This window comes from Xanthomonas sp., assembly GCF_017163755.1.
Taxonomy (GTDB): domain Bacteria; phylum Pseudomonadota; class Gammaproteobacteria; order Xanthomonadales; family Xanthomonadaceae; genus Xanthomonas_A.
This window is the reverse complement of sequence record NZ_JAFIWC010000043.1, coordinates 1-17014: the sequence shown is the minus strand read 5'-3', so window position 1 is coordinate 17014 and position 17014 is coordinate 1. Positions and strand designations below refer to the sequence as shown.

Here is a 17014-nt window from a genome sequence, read left to right as displayed (position 1 = left end):
CGCAATGGCCTGAGGGGGCAGACCAAAGGACCTTGGCTGGGCCGGCCAATGGATTCGGAAAAAGGGAGTTTTTACGGCCGCAACTGTCGCCTGATCCATGAAACTTGAAGAGGACTTCAACGTGATCGACAAGCAAAATCTTCGTATCAATGCCATCGCCGGCGCCATGCTGATGATGTCGCTGGGCGCGTCCAGCGCGTTCGCCGCCGGTGCTGCGCCGCAGTTGCTGGCCAAGGAACCGGCCAAGGCCGCGCCTGCCGACGCGCAACCGGCCAGCCGCATCGTGGTGCGTTACCGCGACGGCAGCGCCGCGGCCAGCGACCGCTCGGCCAAGCTGTCTGCGGTGCAGTCCGCGGTGACCCGCGCCAGCCTCGGCGGCGGCAATGCGGTCTCGCGCGCCGCCGCGGCCGGCGTGCGCGCCGAATACGTGCGCAAGCTCGGCGTCGGCGCCGACCTGATCCGCCTGTCGGGCAAGCTGAGCAAGGCCGACGTGGACAAGGTGGTAGCGGAAATCGCCGCCGACCCGAGCGTGAAGTACGCGCTGGTGGACACCAAGCAGCAGCGCGTGGACCGCCCGGTGCCCGCGCTGGAGCAGCCGCAGCTGGTGCCCAACGACCCCTACTACGCGCAGTACCAGTGGCACCTGAGCAGCGCCACCGGCGGCATCAATTCGCCGGCCGCGTGGGACGTGTCCAAGGGCGAGGGCGTGGTGGTCGCGGTGCTGGATACCGGCATCCTGCCGGACCATCCGGATTTCGCCGGCAACCTGCTGACCGGCTACGACTTCATCTCCGACGCGGAAACCTCGCGGCGTCCGACCGACGCGCGCGTGCCCGGCGCGCTGGACTACGGCGACTGGGTCGAGAACGACAACGAGTGCTACGACGGTTCGGTGGCCGAAGACAGCTCCTGGCACGGCACCCATGTCTCCGGCACCATCGCCGAGGCGACCAACAACGGCGTCGGCATGGCCGGCGTCGCGCCGCAGGCGACGGTGCTGCCGGTGCGCGTGCTCGGCAAGTGCGGCGGCTACCTGTCCGACATCGCCGATGCGATCACCTGGGCCTCCGGCGGCACCGTCGCCGGCGTGCCCGCCAACGCCAACCCCGCCGAAGTCATCAACATGAGCCTGGGCGGCAGCGGCAGCTGCGATCCGCTGTACCAGGACGCGATCAACGGCGCGGTATCGCGCGGCACGCTGGTGGTGGTCGCGGCCGGCAACAGCGCCGGCAATGCCGCCAACTACCGCCCGGCCAGCTGCGCCAACGTGGTCGCGGTCGGCGCGACCCGGATCACCGGCGGCATCGCGTCCTATTCCAACTACGGCGCGGCGGTGGACCTGTCCGGTCCGGGCGGTGGCGGCGGCGTCGACGGCAACCCCGGCGGCTACGTCTGGCAGGCCGGCTACGACGGCGCGACCACGCCGACCTCCGGCGCCTACACCTACATGGGCATGGGCGGCACCTCGATGGCTTCGCCGCACGTGGCCGCGGTCGCGGCGCTGGTGCAGAGCGCGGTGAGCGCCGGCGGCGGCGCGCCGCTGACCCCGGCCGCGCTGGAGACCCTGCTCAAGCAGACCGCGCGCGCGTTCCCGGTGACGATCCCGTCGAGCACCCCGATCGGCACCGGCATCGTCGACGCCAAGGCCGCGCTGGACAAGGCGCTGGAAGTGCCGTGCGATCCGGAAACCGAGACCTGCGGCCCCGACGCCACGCCGTTGACCAACAAGGTGGCGGTGGGCGGCCTGTCCGGCGCCGCCGGCAGCGAAGTGCTGTACAGCTTCGAGGCCAAGGCGGGCGCGGTGCTGAGCTTCCTGAGCTACGGCGGCAGCGGCAACGTGTCGATGTACGTGAGCTTCGACGAGGAGCCCACCGCCTCGGCGTACGACGCCAAGTCGACCCGTCCGGGCAACAGCGAAACGGTGCGCTTCACCGCGCCGCAGGCCGGCACCTACTACATCAAGCTGACCGGCACCGCCGCGTTCAGTGGCGTGAGTCTGGTCGCCCGCCAGTAATCGGGCTGCGCCTCGGCGCAGCGGAAGGACCCGCGCAGAACCCCGGCCTCGGCCGGGGTTTTGCGTTTCCGGGGAGGTGGTTGCACCACGATGCGCCGGCGGCCGAGGTCGATGCGATTGCGTCGGAACGACGCGCTCGGTCGGTCAGTCCGGCCGCTGCGCCTGCACGAGCGGAACGCCGCGTCGACCGGCAGGGCGCGATGTGCGTGGGATGCCGAACATGGCCACCCGCGTCGCCGGCGTCCGTCCCCGGTGTCGGGCGTTGCCGGCATCGGCGTCCGGAACGGTGGGGGCGGCACCGCCGGCGGGCGGCCGGCGCGATAGACGATCGGGCGGCGGTGGCCGTTGGCGGCGCATTCAGCAGCGCGACAGCGCGCGGGTGCGGCGTCGGCTGGGGAGCGACGCGGCGACCGGCGCTACGGCGGCGGCCGCCGCCATCGCATGTCCTTCGGCTGCCGTGGAAGATCGGCTCGCCGTTCGCGCGGCGCAGCATGTCGCACGACGCGTGGACGTGAGCCTAGCCGCATGCGCCAGCTGAATCGCGGTAACCAAAGCGTCACCGAAGGTCGTGGTCATGCCGGGAGCTTTGCGTCTGCGTCCGCTGCCACGCCCTCGGCATACCCGCTCGGCACGCCGCAACGCATCGGCCGGCAGCGTCGTAGACAGACGTGCCCGGGCGCCTGTCGCCGGTAGGCGGCAGGTCGCGGCAAGCTGATAAAGTCGCGCATGACCTAGGGAGGGATTGCGTGAACGCGCTCGTGAAGGACACCGCCGCCGATACGCCCGAGAACCGCATCGTCGAGGCGTTGCTGGCCAAGGGCCGGCTCAAGGAGGGCGACCTGCTGCGCGCGCGGCAACTGCAGCGCGAGTCCGGCGGCGGCCTGCTGTCGCTGCTGGCGCGCCTTGGCCTGGTGTCCGAACGCGACCACGCCGAGGTCAGCGCCGACGTGCTGGGCCTGCCGCTGCTCGACGCCAAGCAGGTGCCGGCGGCCGCGCCGGAGAACCTGCCCGAGGCGCAGCCGCTGTCGCTGCGCTTCCTCAAGCAGTTCCACGTGTGCCCGCTGGGCGAACGCGACGGCGCGATCGAACTGTGGGTCGCCGACCCGCACGATGCCTATGCCGCCGACGCGGTGCGCCTGGCCACCGGCTGCCGGATCGTGCCGCGGGTCGGGCTGCGCTCGGAGATCGACGACCTGATCGAGCGCTGGTTCGGCCAGGGCCGCAGCGCGATGGGCGCGATCGTGGAGACCGCCGACGGCGACAGCGCCGCCACCGACGACATCGAGCACCTGCGCGACCTGGCCTCCGAAGCGCCGGTGATACGCCTGGTGAACCTGGTGATCCAGCGCGCGGTGGAACTGCGCGCCTCGGACATCCACATCGAGCCGTTCGAAAGCCGGCTCAAGGTGCGCTACCGCGTCGACGGCGTGCTGATCGACGGCGAGAGCCCGCCGGCCAACCTGACCGCGGCGGTGATCAGCCGGGTCAAGATCATGGCCAAGCTCAACATCGCCGAGCGCCGCCTGCCGCAAGACGGGCGCATCATGCTGCGCGTGCAGGGCAAGGAACTGGACCTGCGCGTGAGCACGGTGCCCACCGCGCACGGCGAGAGCGTGGTGATGCGCCTGCTCGACCGCGAGACGGTGGTGTTCGATTTCCACCGGCTGGGCTTCACCGACGCGTTCCTGCCGCAGTTCCGCAAGGTGCTCGAACAGCCGCACGGCATCCTGCTGGTCACCGGCCCGACCGGCTCGGGCAAGACCACCACGCTGTACACCGCGCTGAGCCAGCTCAACACCGCCGAGGTCAAGATCATCACGGTCGAGGACCCGGTCGAGTACCAGATCGAGGGCATCAACCAGATCCAGGCCAAGCCGCAGATCGGGCTGGATTTCGCCCACGCGCTGCGCAGCATCGTGCGCCAGGATCCGGACATCATCATGATCGGCGAGATGCGCGACCTGGAAACCGCGCGCATCGCGATCCAGTCGGCGCTGACCGGCCACCTGGTGCTGTCCACGCTGCACACCAACAACGCCGCCGGCGGCATCACCCGCCTGCTCGACATGGGCGTGGAGGACTACCTGCTGACCTCCACCATCAACGGCATCCTCGCCCAGCGCCTGGTGCGCCGGCTGGAGCCCACGCACGCGGAGAAGTACGCCGCCTCGCCGGAGGAGATCGAGAAGTTCGACCTGCGCCGGCTGCAGCCGCACGGCGAGATCTTCCTGTACCGCCCGCGCCCGTCGGCGATCGCGCCGACCGGCTACCTGGGGCGGACCACGATCATGGAGTTCCTGGTGATGAACGACGCGCTGCGGCGCGCGGTGATGCGCCATGCCGGCATGGGCGAGCTCGAGCAGCTGGCGCGCGAGGCGGGCATGCGCACGATGTACGAGGACGGGCTGAGCAAGGCATTGAGCGGCCAGACCACGATCGAGGAAGTGCTGCGGGTGACGGAGGACGCATGAGCACAGGACGGCCGGTCGGGGGCACGCAGGCTCGCCCCGGCTCCGGGGTTTTCCGGCCGACGAACTGGCGCATGTCGGGCATGCGTGGCGCGAGCCGGCAGCCGAGGTCCCACGCGCGTCCCGAGTCCCGAGTCCCGCGTCCCGAGTCCCGCCGCTGATGCCCCTGTACCGCTACAAGGCGCTCAACAGCCACGGCGATGTCCTGGAAGGCCAGATGGAGGCCGCCAACGACGCCGAGGTGGCCGCGCGCCTGCAGGAACAGGGGCACATGCCGATGGAGGCCAGGCTGGCCGCCGACGGCGGCGGCGCGTCGCTGCGCAGCCTGTTCCGGCCCAAGCCGTTCGACGGCGCGGCGCTGGTGCAGTTCACCCAGCAGCTGGCGACGCTGCTCGGCGCCGGGCAGCCGCTGGACCGCGCCTTGTCGATCCTGCTGGAACTGCCGGAGGACGAGCGCTCCAAGCGCACCATCGCCGACATCCGCGACACCGTGCGCGGCGGCGCGCCGCTGTCCACCGCGCTGGAACGCCAGCACGGCCTGTTCTCGCGCCTGTACATCAACATGGTGCGCGCCGGCGAGGCCGGCGGCAGCCTGCACGACACGCTGCAGCGCCTGGCCGAATACCTGGAGCGCAGCCGCGAGCTGAAGGGCCGGGTGATCAACGCGCTGATCTATCCGGCGATCCTGGTCAGCGTGGTCGGCTGCGCGCTGCTGTTCCTGCTCGGCTACGTGGTGCCGCAGTTCGCGCAGATGTACGAGAGCCTGGACGTGCAGCTGCCGTGGTTCACCCAGGCGGTGCTGACGGTCGGCCTGTTCGTGCGCGACTGGTGGATCGCGCTGCTGGTGGTGCCGGCGCTGGCGGTGCTCGGCATCGACCGCAAGCGCCGCGACCCGGCGTTCCGCGCCGCGTTCGACGCCTGGCTGCTGCGCCAGCGCTTCATCGGCGTGCTGATCGCGCGGCTGGAGACGGCGCGGCTCACCCGCACCCTGGGCACGCTGCTGCGCAACGGCGTGCCGCTGCTGGCGGCGCTGGGCATCTCGCGCAACGTGCTGTCGAACCTGGCGCTGACCGCCGACGTCGGCACCGCCGCCGACGACGTCAAGAACGGCCATGGGCTGTCGGCGTCGCTGTCCAAGGGCAAGCGCTTCCCGCGGCTGGCGCTGCAGATGATCCAGGTCGGCGAGGAATCCGGCGCCCTGGACACCATGCTGCTGAAGACCGCGGACACCTTCGAACAGGAGACCGCGCAGGCCATCGACCGCCTGCTGGCCGCGCTGGTGCCGGCGATCACCCTGGTGCTGGCCTCGGTGGTCGGCCTGGTGATCATCTCCGTGCTGGTCCCGCTATACGACCTGACCAATGCGATTGGGTGAGGCGCCACGCTCATGCGCCATGGCGCATGTGGCGCCGAACGCCTGGCCATGGATGGCCGGGCAGGTGGCTCCGGAGCACGTGGTGCTGCGCCATGGACGGCAGCGCGAACCGATGGCGCAGCGGAATGTCGAATCGAAGGAGGTCATGCGCTTGCGAACCACCGGTTCGCGCATGGCCGAACGCCCGGCCATGGATGGCCGGGCCGGCGTATCGGGTCGCGACCATGCTGCGCCAGGGATGGCAGCCGAGATCTTGGCTGCATCCCATTGCCGCGCCATGACGCATGTGGTGCCGAATGCCCGGCCATGGATGGCCGGGCCGGTGGTTCCGGCGCCAGTGGCGTCGCGCCAGGGACGGCGGCGCGAACCGGCGGCGGTGTACGCACGCTGCACCGCCAGTCACCAGACCGTAGCGCGTAAGACTGCGCCATACGTCGCGCGCCCGGCACAGCGGGCCGCCCCGCACCCGCTATGCGTCACATCGCCGCGCTACGCTCGCTGCGAGCGTCGCGGCACAGTGCGAACGCGGACACGGCGAACGCCGCCGCATTCGGCTACACAGGCTTTTCACCGCAAGGATCCGAAGCAATGCGCAACCTACGTTCCCTGACCCGTTCCCCCTCCGCCGCGCGCCAGTCCGGCATGAGCCTGCTGGAGATCATCATCGTCATCGTGCTGATCGGCGCGGTGCTGACCCTGGTCGGCAGCCGCGTGCTCGGCGGCGCCGACCGCGGCAAGGCCAACCTGGCCAAGTCGCAGATCCAGACCATGGCCGGCAAGATCGACAACTACCAGCTCGACACCGGCAAGCTGCCGTCCAAGCTCGACGACCTGGTCACCGCGCCGGGCGGCGTCAGCGGCTGGCTGGGGCCGTACGCGAAGGCCAGCGAACTCAACGATCCGTGGGGCCACCCGATCGAGTACCGCGTGCCCGGCGACGGCAAGCCGTTCGACCTGGTCAGCCTGGGCAAGGACGGCCAGCCCGGCGGCAGCAGCTACGACGGCGACATCAAGTACGAGTGATACGCGGCCATGCTGCAGCTCCACGCCGTCCGCCTGCCGACCGTGGCGCATGCGCGCGCCATGCGTGCGCGCATGCGCGGCGTGTCGTTGCTGGAGATGCTGCTGGTGGTGGGCCTGATCGCGATCGCCGCGGTGCTGGCCGCCTCGGTGCTGACCGGCGGCATCGACGGCATGCGCCTGCGGTCGTCGGCCAAGGAGATCGCCGCGCAGCTGCGCTACACGCGCGCCCAGGCGATCGCCAGCGGGCAGCCGCAGCGTTTCCTGATCGACCCGCAGGCGCATCGCTGGCAGGCGCCCAACGGCCGCCATGGCGAGATCCCGCCGTCGCTGGCGGTGCGCTTCACCGGCGCGCGGCAGGTGCAGCGCCGCGGCGACGAAGGCGCGATCCAGTTCTTCGAGGACGGCGCGGCCACCGGCGGGCGCATCGAACTGCAGGCGCGGCAGTCGGTCTGGCGGATCGACGTGACCTGGCTCACCGGCGAGGTCAGGGTCGGGCGCCCGCCGGGGCAGGCCGCGCCATGAGATCGCAACGCGGCTACACGCTGATCGAGGTGATCGTCGCCTTCGCGCTGCTGGCGCTGGCGCTGACCCTGCTGCTCGGTTCGCTGTCCGGCGCCGCGCGCCAGGTCAAGCGCGCCGACGAGCTCAGCCGCGCCACGCTGTACGCGCAGTCGCTGCTGGCCGAACAGGGCACCGAGCAGCCGCTGCAGCCCGGCCGCGAGCAGGGCAGCTTCGAGCAGGGCCGCTACCGCTGGACGCTGGAGGTGGCGCCGTACGTCGACCCGCGGCGCGCGCCGAACGACGCCGTCGCGCCCGGCGCGCCGGTGCTGCTGCAACTGAGCCTGCAGGTGAACTGGGGCGAGGGCCCGGCGCAGGCGCTGCAATGGAAGACGCTGCGCCTGGTCGCCGTGCAGAGCGCGGGGACGCCGCCGTGAACGCGGCACCGGGCGGCCGCGGCGCGGCGCGCGGCTTCACCCTGATCGAAGTGCTGCTGGCCACGGTGCTGCTGGTCGGCGGGCTGACCCTGGCCTTCGCCACGCTGCGCTCGGCGACCGCGATCAGCGGCCGCGGCGAGGCGATCGCCGGGCGCAGCGAGCGCATGCGCGCGGTCGAGGGTTTCCTGCGCCGGCGGCTGAGCGGCGCGCTGCCGATGGCGCTGGAGGTGGACAGCCAGACGCTGCAGCCGCTGCGCTTCGTCGGCGAGCCGCAGCGCATGCGCTTCGTCGCCGACCTGCCGGACTACCTGGGCCGCGGCGGACCGTACGTGCACGATCTGAGCGTGGCCGGCGGCGACGGCCAGCGCCGGCTGGACATCGCGCTGACCCAGGTCCAGGCCGGCAAGCAGATCGACGAGGCGCGCCCGCGCCCGCCCGAGCCGCTGGCCGAGGACCTGCGCCAGGTGCGCTTCCGCTATCGCGGCATGGACCCGGAGCGTGCCGGGCTGGGGCCGTGGCAGGAGCGTTGGGAACACTACGAACAGCTGCCGGTGCTGGTGTCGATCGAGATCACCGGCAACGACGGCGCGGCGTGGCCGCCGCTGGTGGTGGCGCTGCGCCAGGCCGGCGCCGCCGAGGCGCGGCCATGAGCGCGATGCGCGGCGCGGCGCTGGTGCTGGTGCTGTGGCTGATCGCGCTGCTGACCGCGCTGATCGGCGCGTTCGCGCTGACCGCGCGCACCGAGGGGCTGCAGGGCAAGGTGCTCGGCGACGGCGCCGCGGCGCAGGAGCGCGCCCGCGCCGGGCTGGAATACGCGTTGACGCGCCTGGCCGGCACGCCCACGCAACCGGGCTGGCGCCCGGACGGGCGCCGCTACCGCTGGCCGTACGAGGACGCCACGGTCGAGCTGCGAGTGATCGACGAGAGCGGCAAGGTCGACCTGAACCTGGCCGACGCGGCGCTGCTGGCGGCGCTGATGCGCGCGGTCGGTGCCGACCCGCAGCGCGCCGACCGCATCGCCGCGGCGATCGTGGACTGGCGCGATGCGGACAATCTGAGCCAGGCCAACGGCGGCGCCGAGGATCCGGACTACGCGTCCGAGAACCGGCCCTACGGCGCCAAGGACGCTCCGTTCGAGAGCCTGGCCGAGCTGCAGCTGGTGCTGGGCATGGACGCGCAGCTGTACGCGCAGCTGCTGCCGAACGTGACCATCTACAGCGGGACCTCGCGTCCGGCGCCGGATTTCGCCCCGGAGCCGGTGCTGACCGCGCTGGGCCTGGATGCGGCGGCGGTGCTGGCCCAGCGCGAGCGCGCCGACCCGGCGCAGGCGGCGCTCGGCGGCGGCAGCAGCACCTACGGCATCGAGAGCCGCGCGCGGCTGGCGGGCGGCCGCGAAGCGGTGCTGCGCGCGGTGGTGCGCCCTGGCTCGTCGGCGCTGCCGGGCTCCGCCTACACTGTGCTGCGATGGGAAGAAGGATCGACACCTAGATGATGGCGTGGCGCGACACTATGGAGCGGATCGGGGTACGCGTGGCGCCGGACGCCGGCGGCCTGCTGGCCTGGTGGCAGCGCTCGCTGATGGCGTGGCTGCCGCCGCGCTGGCAGTTGCAGCTGGGCTGGTCGCAGGCGCGGCTGCTGCTGTGGCGCGATGGTGAGCAGTTGCTGCTGGCGCGGCAGCTCGGCGCCGAGCCGGGCACGCCGCAGGCGCTGCCGTGGCCGCTGTCGGTACCGCAGCTGGAAGCGCTGCTGGGCCCGCGCCTGTCGGCGTTGCCGCGGGTGTGGCTACTGCCGGCCGAGACCACGCTGCGCCGTGCGCTGCGCCTGCCGGCGGCCGCCGCCGACCACCTGCGCGAGGTGGCGAAGTTCGAGATCGACCGGCAGACCCCGTTCCAGGCCGACCAGGTGGTGTACGACGTGCGCGTCGGCGCGCGCCGCGACGACGGCCAGATCGACGCCGAACTGGTGGTGGCGCCGCAGCGCACGCTCGACGAACTGGCGGCCAGCGCCGGCGCGCTGCGGCCGACCCTGGCCGGCGTCGACGTCGCCGGCGCCGACGGCCTGCCGCTGGGGGTGAACCTGCTGCCGCTGGCGCAGCGGCACCGCCGCGCCGATCCGATGCGGCGCTGGAACGCGATCCTCGCCGCGACCGCGCTGCTGGCCGTGTTCTTCGCCGGCTGGCAGCTGCTCGACAACCGCCGCCAGGCGGCCGAGGCGCTGCGCGCGCAGGTCGACAGCGCCGCGCAGCGCGCGCGCGGGGTGGCCGCGCAACGCCAGCAGCTGACCGATCTGGTCGAAGGCGTGGCGTTCTTCGACCAGCTGCGCGCCGAGCGGCCGAGCGCGCTGGAGATCTGGAACGAACTGAGCAAGCGCCTGCCCGAGGGCACCTACCTGGAGAAGTTCTCGGTGGAGGGCGACCAGCTGCAGTTGATCGGGCTCAGCAGCGAGGCGTCGTCGCTGGTCGGGCGCCTGGAAGGTTCGCCGCTGTGGCGCACCCCGTCGCTGACCGGCGTGCTGCAGGCCGACCCCGGCAGCCACCGCGACCGCTTCACCCTGACCGCCGAACTGGCCGGGACCAAGCGCAAGGAGGCCGCCGATGCCGGTGCAGGTCGATAAGCGCGACCGCTGGCTGGCACTGGGACTGCTGCTGGCGGCACTGGCGGTGGCCTATCTGCTGCTGGTGCATCCGTGGTGGACGGTGCCGCTGCGCGAGGTCGACGCCCAGATCCAGGAACTGCGCGAGCGCGAACTGCGCGTGCGCATGCAGTTGCAGCAGGCGCCGCAGGTGGCGCAGCGGCTGCAGCAGGCGCAACGCGAACTGGCCGCGCGGCCGGGCTTCCTGCACGAGACCTCGGCCGAACTGGCCTCGGCCGGGCTGGTGCAGCGGCTGGAAAGCGCGGTGGCCGCCGCCAGCCCCGGCAACCGCAGCTGCGCGATCAGCAACCGTTCGCCGCTGGCCGCCGACAACCGCCGCGAGCGCTTCACCCGGGTCGCGGTGCAGGTACGCCTGCGCTGCGGCACGCCCGAGCTGGCGGCGGTGCTGCATGCGCTGGAAAGCGGCACGCCGGCGCTGTTCGTGGACAACCTCAACGTGATGGCGCAGCGCTACCAGCTGTCGCCGGGCGAAAGCGGCAACGGCCTGGACGTGGCGTTCGAACTGGCCGGTTATCTGCGCCCGAACGCGATGGCGGCGCCGCCCGGTGCGCCGCCGGCGGCTCCGGCGGCGAGTCCGGCGGCGGCGATGCCGGCGATGGACGCCGGGCAGCCGGCCGGGCCGGGGCCCAGCGAGCCGCCGGCCATGCCCGAGGCCGCGCCGTCGTCGCCGGACGCGGCAACGCCGGCGCAGGGCGTGGCGCCGGCCGGGGAGGACGCGCATGCGGATTGAAGCGATCGGCCTGCGGACCGCGTGGCTGGCCACGCTCGCGCTGTGGGCGCTGCTGGTGTGGACGCTGGGCTTGGCCGGGCTGGGCCAGCGCATCGTGCCGCTGCCCGACGACCCGGCGATGATCCAGCGCCTGCCGGCGCTGCCGCCGGCCGGCGGCAACCGCCTCGGCGATTTTTCCCGCTATGCGGAGATCGCCGCGCGCCCGGTGTTCGCCGAGGACCGCCGCCCGCATCCGTTCTTCCTCAGCGCCGACAACGGCCAGGCCGCGGCGCCGACGGTGCGCCTGACCGGCGTGCTGCTGACCGAGACGTTCAAGATGGCCACGCTGACCACCGAGCAGGGCGTTTCGCTGCGCCTGCAGCAGGGCCAGGACCCGGTGCAGGGATGGCGGCTGGTGTCGCTGGAACCGCGGCGGGCCACGGTGACCGGCCCCAGCGGCCCGCAGACCCTGGAGCTGAAGGTGTTCGACGGCAAGGGCGGGCAACCGCCCACGGCGCTGGGCCAGGGCGCGCGGCCCGGCCAGGCGGCGCCGCCGATCGTGCCGCCGCCGGGCCCGGCCACGCCGGCCAATGCCGCCAATGCCGCCAATGCCGCCAATGCCGCCAACGTTCCGCGTCCGGCGCCCGCCGCCGCCGCACCCCCGCCGGCGGCCACCCCGCCGCCGGCACCGTCCGCCGATCAGTTGCAGGCGATCCGCGAACGTATCGAAGCCCGTCGCCGGCAGTTGCAGCAGCAGCGCCAGAACGGCTCCACTCCCGGTCAGAACCCCTAAGAGTGAACGCATGACGTCTCGCTTGTTTTCCCTGTCCCTGCTGATCGGCCTGTTGGCCGGTTGCGCCACCACGCCGTCGCCGGACGTCCGCCGCGGCGCCGCGATCGATCCCAACGTCGGCGCCGCCGGCAGCACCCAGCGCGGCGGCGAAGGCGGCGCGGCGGCCGGGGCCGACGGCGAGGCCGACCGCACCGTGCCGGTGATCCGCCGCGGCAGCGGCACCATGATCAATTCCAGCGCCGCGGCCGCGCCGGCGCCGTCGCTGGCCAACGCCGGCAGCGGCAGCGCCACCTTCAACTTCGAGGGCGAATCGGTGCACGCGGTGGTCAAGGCCATCCTCGGCGACATGCTCGGCCAGAACTACGTGATCGCGCCGGGCGTGCAGGGCACGGTGACCCTGGCCACGCCCAAGCCGGTGTCGCCGGCGCAGGCGCTGAACCTGCTGGAGATGGTGCTGGGCTGGAACAACGCGCGCATGGTCTACAGCGGCGGGCGCTACAACATCGTGCCGGCCGACCAGGCCCTGGCCGGCACGGTCGCGCCGAGCACCGCCTCGCCGGCCAGCGCGCGCGGCTTCGAGGTGCGGGTGGTGCCGCTGAAGTTCATTTCCGCCGCCGAGATGAAGAAGGTGCTCGAGCCGTACGCGCGCCCGAACGCGATCGTCGGCATCGACGCGTCGCGCAACGTGATCACCCTGGGCGGCACCCGCGCCGAGCTGGAGAACTACCTGCGCACGGTGCAGATCTTCGACGTGGACTGGCTGTCGGGCATGTCGGTGGGCGTGTTCCCGATCCAGTCGGGCAAGGCCGAGCAGGTCGCCGCGGACCTGGAGAAGGTGTTCGGCGAGAACAGCAAGACCCCCAGCGCCGGCATGTTCCGCTTCATGCCGCTGGAGAACGCCAACGCGGTGCTGGTGATCACCCCGCAGGCGCGCTACCTGGACCAGATCCAGCAGTGGCTGGACCGCATCGACAGCGCCGGCGGCGGCTCGCGGCTGTTCTCCTACGAGCTGAAGTACATCAAGGCCAAGGACCTGGCCGACCGCCTGGCCGAGGTGTTCGGCGCCAGCGGCAGCGGCAGCCGCGGCGACTCCAGCGCCTCGCTGATGCCGGGCATGCAGTCCAGCCAGTTGAGCGGCGGCAGCCGCGACGGCAGCCTGGGCAGCAGCAGCGGCATCACCGGCGGCAGCGTTGGCGACAGCGGCGGCGATAGCTTCTCCAGCAGCAGCGGCAGCTCGTCTGGCAGCAGTGGCGGGCTCGGCAACGGCAGCCTGCAGCTGTCGCCGCGCACCGCGGGCAACGGCAGCGTGACCCTGGAAGTGGAAGGGGACAAGGTGGGCGTGTCGGCGGTGGAGGAAACCAACACCTTGCTGGTGCGTTCCACGCCGCAGGCGTGGAGCTCGATCCGCGACGTGATCGAGAAGCTCGACGTGATGCCGATGCAGGTGCATATCGAGGCCCAGGTGGCCGAGGTCAACCTAACCGGCGAACTGAGCTATGGCGTCAACTGGTACTTCGAAAATGCGGTGACCACGCCGGTCAACGCGGACGGCAGCGGCGGCCCGGGCCTGCCGTCTGCGGCTGGGCGCGGCATCTGGGGCGACATCGCCGGCAGCGTCACCGGCGACGGCCTGGGCTGGACCTTCCTCGGCAAGAACGCCGCGGCCGTCATCACCGCGTTGGACCGGGTCACCAACGTGCGCCTGCTGCAGACGCCATCGGTGTTCGTGCGCAACAACGCCGAGGCGACGCTGAACGTGGGCTCGCGCATCCCGATCAATTCCACCTCGATCAACACCGGCATCGGCACCGACACCAGCTATTCATCGGTGCAGTACATCGATACCGGCGTGATCCTGAAGGTGCGCCCGCGGGTGACCAAGGACGGCATGGTGTTCCTGGACATCGTGCAGGAAGTCAGCACGCCGGGCGCGCGTCCGGCCGCCTGTGCGTCGGCCACGGCCAACGGCTCGGCGTGCAACGTCGACATCAACACCCGCCGGGTCAAGACCGAGGCGGCGGTGCAGAGCGGGGACACCATCATGCTCGCCGGCCTGATCGACGACAGCACCACCGACGGCAGCTCGGGCGTGCCGTTCCTGAGCAGGTTGCCGGTGGTGGGCGGATTGTTCGGCAGCAAGACCCGCGATAACAGCCGGCGCGAGGTGATCGTGCTGATCACCCCGTCGATCGTGCGCAATCCGCGCGAGGCGCGCGAGCTGACCGACGAATACGGCGAGAAGTTCAAGGCGATGGAACCGCTGCCGGCCGCCGGCAAGAAGTAACCCGGTGACGCTGCCCATCGTGTTGCTGCCGGTCGCGGTCGACGACGAGGCGCTGGACGCCTGCCTCGGCGCGCTGGAAACGACCACGCCTGCCGGTACCCGCGTGTGGCTGGCCGACGACGCCCAGGCCGGCCCGCGCGGCCAGCGGGTAATCGAGGCGTGGCTGGCGCGCACCCGGCTGCAGGCCGACTACACGCGGCGGCCGCGGGCGATCGGCGAGGTCGCGCACCTGGACGAGATGCTGCGTGCCTGCGCCGGCGCCGACGTGGTGGTGCTGGCGGCCGGCGCGCAGCCGCTGCCGGGCTGGCTGCACCGGCTTGGCGCGTGCCTGGCGCGCGATGCGGCGATCGCCAGCGCCACGCCGTGGAGCAATGCCGGCGAGGCCACCGCGTGGCCGCGGCTGGGCGAGATCAATCCGCTGCCCGACGACGCCGAACGCCTGGCCCAGGCCTGCGCGGCGATGCCGCCGCTGCATCCGGAACTGCCCTCGGCGGTCTGCCATGCGGTGGCGTTGCGCGGCGCGGCGCGGCAGCGTGCCGGCGGCCTGGACGCGAGCAGCTACGGCTCGTGGTACGCGGCGCTGATCGACCTGTCGCTGCGCATGGCCGGGCTGGGCTGGCGCAACGTGTTGTGCGAGACCGCCTACGTGGCGCGCCGCGGCGAAGGCGCCGCAGCCGACGGCGACCTGGACGCGCTGGCCGCGCGCTGGCCGGCCTGGCACGCGCGCCTGGCCAGCTTCCTGATGCACGATCCGCTGCGCGTGCGCCGCGAGGACCTGCAACGCCTCTACGACGAGCTGCCGCCGCCCGATCCGCAGCGCACGCTGTTCGACGCCTAACGCACAGGCAGCCGGCGCAATGCCGCAGCTCCCTGTAGGAGCGGCTTCAGCCGCGACGAACGGAGGCGCGGACGTGGACGATCCTGCAAACGGTCGGGACTGAAGTCCCTCCTACAGGAGCAGCAAAGCGCGCGAGGCGGGGGGCTGTAGAAGCGGCTTCAGCCGCGACGAACGAAGGGGGAACCTGGCGGTCCGGGCGATGCCCTGCCGAACGGCGCATCGACCCATCCGCCGTCCGCGCAGCCTCGGCAGCCACGACGATGCAATGAAGCATTGCCACAGCGCATTCGCATGCACCGCATCCCACCGCACCGGCTCACCCGGGCGGCGCCTGCACCTCCACCGTCACTTCCAGCACGTCGTGGCGCCACGATTCGATGTCGAATTCCACCGCGCGGCCATCGGCCGCGTAGCTCACCCGCTGCAGCCGGAAGCACGGGGTGCCGGCGGTGGACTGCAGCAGCGCGGCCTGCTCGGCGTCCAGCGTGGACGGATACATCGACAGCCGGCTGCGCGCCTGGCGCAAGCCGAGCCGCTGTCCGAGCACGGCGCTGAGCGAGCCGGCCAGGTCGTGCTCGAGCAGGCTGGGCGCCCATGCGGCGAGGATCGCGTTGGTCTCCAGCAACACCGCGCGGCGGCCGATCCAGCGTCGCCGCTGCAGCACGAACACCTCCGCCGCGGCATCGTCCAGTTCCAGCTGTCGCGCCAGCGTCGCGCCAGCCGGCTGGCGGTGCGCGCCGAGCAGTTCGGTGCGCGGCGTGCCGCCCTGTGCGGCGACGTACTGCATGAAGCCGGCGATGCTGTTGGGATCGTGGCGCACGCGCGGCGCGCTGACGAACCAGCCGCGCCGATTCTCGCGGTAGATATGGCCCTCCGATTCCAGGTGCTGCAGCGCCTCACGCAGGGTGATGCGGGTGCAGCCGAACAGCGCGGCCAGTTCGCGTTCCACCGGCAGGCGCTGGTCCGCGGCCCATTCGCCGCCGGCGATGCGCGCGAGCAACACATCGGCGATGCGCTGGCCGAAGCCGGGGGACAGGAGCGGCGGCGTGGTCATGGGCGCGCTCCGATGGCGCGCCGACGGCGACCGCGAATGCAGCGGGCGCACCCGTGGCACGGCCTGGCGCATCGATGCGAGGCGCGGCCGCGCCGGCGCCTCGCATCGTGCCCGCCGCCGGCGCCATGTGCCGCGCCGCTCGGACTGCGCCGCTTCATCGCGCTGCCGCCGTGGCGGCGTGCCGAAGGTCGGCCTGCCACAGCCGCAGTCCGTACGCCGCCAGCACCACGAAGCCGGCATACAGCGCCGCGGTCGGATACAGCCCCTTGTAGACGAAGACGCCGACGTACAGGATGTCCAGCACGATCCACAGCCCCCAGTTGGCGATGCGCTTGCGCGCCGCCCAGAAGCTGGCGACCAGGCTGAAGGCGGACAGCGCGGCGTCCAGCCACGGCAGCGCGGCGTCGGTATGGCGGTGCATCAGCCAGCCCAGCAGCAATGCGCCGGCGGCGCCGGCCAGCAGCGAGTACAGGCCCTCGCGCGGCGGCAACGGGCCGACATGGATCCTGCCGTCGTCCAGCCGGCCCTGGCTCCAGCGCCACCAGCCATAGCCCTGCAGGACCACGTAGACGCCCTGCAGCAGCATGTCCGAGTACAGCTTCCATTGGTAGAACAGCCACGCATAGAGCAGCACCGCGACGACGTTGACCGGCCAGCACCAGCGTACCCGACGCGCGGTCAGCCAGACGCCGAGTACGTTGACCAGCACGGCGATGAGTTCGAGGGGAGACATGGGGTGGGGGCTCGGTGATGGGGACGGGATTCGGGGACTCGGGACTCGGGACTCGGGACTCGGGACTCGGGATTTTCGCAAGTTCGCTGCATTTCTGCTTTTCTGTGGGAGGGGCTTCAGCCCCGACGCGTTACTG

General features: G+C 72.1%; 15 protein-coding genes. 13 read left to right on the top strand and 2 right to left on the bottom strand.

Annotated elements, in window-relative coordinates; all coding sequences use genetic code 11:
- The first annotated feature begins 121 nt into the window (after positions 1–121).
- The 13 genes from JR065_RS20220 (at position 122) to JR065_RS20160 (ending at position 15091) form a co-directional block, all read left to right on the top strand.
- On the top strand, positions 122–2014 hold the full coding sequence (locus JR065_RS20220) for a S8 family serine peptidase (RefSeq protein WP_206236287.1): 1893 nt from the start codon (positions 122–124) through the stop codon (positions 2012–2014).
- 746 nt (positions 2015–2760) lie between these two features.
- Positions 2761–4485 carry a type II secretion system ATPase GspE gene (gene gspE, locus JR065_RS20215; protein WP_206236284.1) on the top strand — a complete coding sequence of 575 codons (1725 nt, stop codon included), beginning with the start codon at positions 2761–2763 and terminating at the stop codon, positions 4483–4485.
- 157 nt (positions 4486–4642) lie between these two features.
- Entirely contained in the window at positions 4643–5857 is a 1215-nt protein-coding gene (gene xpsF / locus JR065_RS20210; RefSeq protein ID WP_206236283.1) for a type II secretion system protein XpsF, read from the top strand.
- Positions 5858–6445: 588 nt separating this feature from the next.
- Positions 6446–6880 carry a type II secretion system major pseudopilin GspG gene (gene gspG / locus JR065_RS20205; RefSeq protein ID WP_206236282.1) on the top strand — a complete coding sequence of 145 codons (435 nt, stop codon included), beginning with the start codon at positions 6446–6448 and terminating at the stop codon, positions 6878–6880.
- Between the two features lie 60 nt (positions 6881–6940).
- On the top strand, positions 6941–7402 hold the full coding sequence (gene xpsH / locus JR065_RS20200) for a type II secretion system protein XpsH (protein WP_241093800.1): 462 nt from the start codon (positions 6941–6943) through the stop codon (positions 7400–7402).
- Positions 7399–7815, top strand: a complete 417-nt coding sequence (gene xpsI / locus JR065_RS20195) for a type II secretion system protein XpsI (RefSeq protein WP_206236280.1) — start codon at positions 7399–7401, stop codon at positions 7813–7815. The genes xpsH and xpsI overlap by 4 nt, the downstream gene beginning before the upstream one ends.
- On the top strand, positions 7812–8465 hold the full coding sequence (locus JR065_RS20190) for a type II secretion system protein J (protein ID WP_343237307.1): 654 nt from the start codon (positions 7812–7814) through the stop codon (positions 8463–8465). Before xpsI ends, JR065_RS20190 begins: the two co-directional genes overlap by 4 nt.
- Entirely contained in the window at positions 8462–9307 is an 846-nt protein-coding gene (locus JR065_RS20185) for a general secretion pathway protein GspK (RefSeq protein WP_206236278.1), read from the top strand. Before JR065_RS20190 ends, JR065_RS20185 begins: the two co-directional genes overlap by 4 nt.
- Entirely contained in the window at positions 9304–10428 is a 1125-nt protein-coding gene (locus tag JR065_RS20180; RefSeq protein WP_206236277.1) for a PilN domain-containing protein, read from the top strand. Before JR065_RS20185 ends, JR065_RS20180 begins: the two co-directional genes overlap by 4 nt.
- Positions 10409–11197, top strand: a complete 789-nt coding sequence (gspM, locus tag JR065_RS20175; protein WP_206236276.1) for a type II secretion system protein GspM — start codon at positions 10409–10411, stop codon at positions 11195–11197. The genes JR065_RS20180 and gspM overlap by 20 nt, the downstream gene beginning before the upstream one ends.
- A complete protein-coding gene (xpsN, locus tag JR065_RS20170; RefSeq protein WP_206236275.1) occupies positions 11187–11969 on the top strand; it encodes a type II secretion system protein XpsN in 783 nt (260 codons plus the stop codon). Before gspM ends, xpsN begins: the two co-directional genes overlap by 11 nt.
- Positions 11970–11979: 10 nt before the next feature.
- Positions 11980–14253 carry a type II secretion system secretin GspD gene (gspD, locus tag JR065_RS20165; protein WP_206236274.1) on the top strand — a complete coding sequence of 758 codons (2274 nt, stop codon included), beginning with the start codon at positions 11980–11982 and terminating at the stop codon, positions 14251–14253.
- Positions 14254–14257: 4 nt separating this feature from the next.
- On the top strand, positions 14258–15091 hold the full coding sequence (locus JR065_RS20160; protein WP_206236273.1) for a glycosyltransferase: 834 nt from the start codon (positions 14258–14260) through the stop codon (positions 15089–15091).
- A gap of 316 nt (positions 15092–15407) precedes the next feature.
- Here the strand turns inward: JR065_RS20160 and JR065_RS20155 are convergent, their stop codons facing one another.
- Both JR065_RS20155 and pnuC read right to left on the bottom strand, forming a co-directional pair.
- The gene (locus JR065_RS20155; RefSeq protein WP_429001897.1) at positions 15408–16127 is read right to left on the bottom strand and encodes a UTRA domain-containing protein; all 720 of its coding nucleotides are present in this window, start codon (positions 16125–16127) and stop codon (positions 15408–15410) included.
- A 172-nt stretch (positions 16128–16299) separates the two neighbouring features.
- Positions 16300–16878 (bottom strand): nicotinamide riboside transporter PnuC, encoded by a 579-nt coding sequence (pnuC, locus tag JR065_RS20150; protein WP_206236271.1) that lies wholly within the window; start codon positions 16876–16878, stop codon positions 16300–16302.
- Positions 16879–17014: the final 136 nt, after the last annotated feature.

Excerpts from the sequence above, each read along its gene's own strand:
- gspD (WP_206236274.1), top strand. The coding sequence starts at position 11,980 with ATGACGTCTCGCTTGTTTTCCCTGTCCCTGCTGATCGGCCTGTTGGCC.
- gspG (WP_206236282.1), top strand. The coding sequence starts at position 6,446 with ATGCGCAACCTACGTTCCCTGACCCGTTCCCCCTCCGCCGCGCGCCAG.
- xpsF (WP_206236283.1), top strand. The coding sequence starts at position 4,643 with ATGCCCCTGTACCGCTACAAGGCGCTCAACAGCCACGGCGATGTCCTG.
- gspM (WP_206236276.1), top strand. The coding sequence starts at position 10,409 with ATGCCGGTGCAGGTCGATAAGCGCGACCGCTGGCTGGCACTGGGACTG.
- pnuC (WP_206236271.1), bottom strand. The coding sequence starts at position 16,878 with ATGTCTCCCCTCGAACTCATCGCCGTGCTGGTCAACGTACTCGGCGTC.
- JR065_RS20180 (WP_206236277.1), top strand. The coding sequence starts at position 9,304 with ATGATGGCGTGGCGCGACACTATGGAGCGGATCGGGGTACGCGTGGCG.
- xpsI (WP_206236280.1), top strand. The coding sequence starts at position 7,399 with ATGAGATCGCAACGCGGCTACACGCTGATCGAGGTGATCGTCGCCTTC.
- xpsN (WP_206236275.1), top strand. The coding sequence starts at position 11,187 with ATGCGGATTGAAGCGATCGGCCTGCGGACCGCGTGGCTGGCCACGCTC.
- xpsH (WP_241093800.1), top strand. The coding sequence starts at position 6,941 with ATGCGTGCGCGCATGCGCGGCGTGTCGTTGCTGGAGATGCTGCTGGTG.
- JR065_RS20185 (WP_206236278.1), top strand. The coding sequence starts at position 8,462 with ATGAGCGCGATGCGCGGCGCGGCGCTGGTGCTGGTGCTGTGGCTGATC.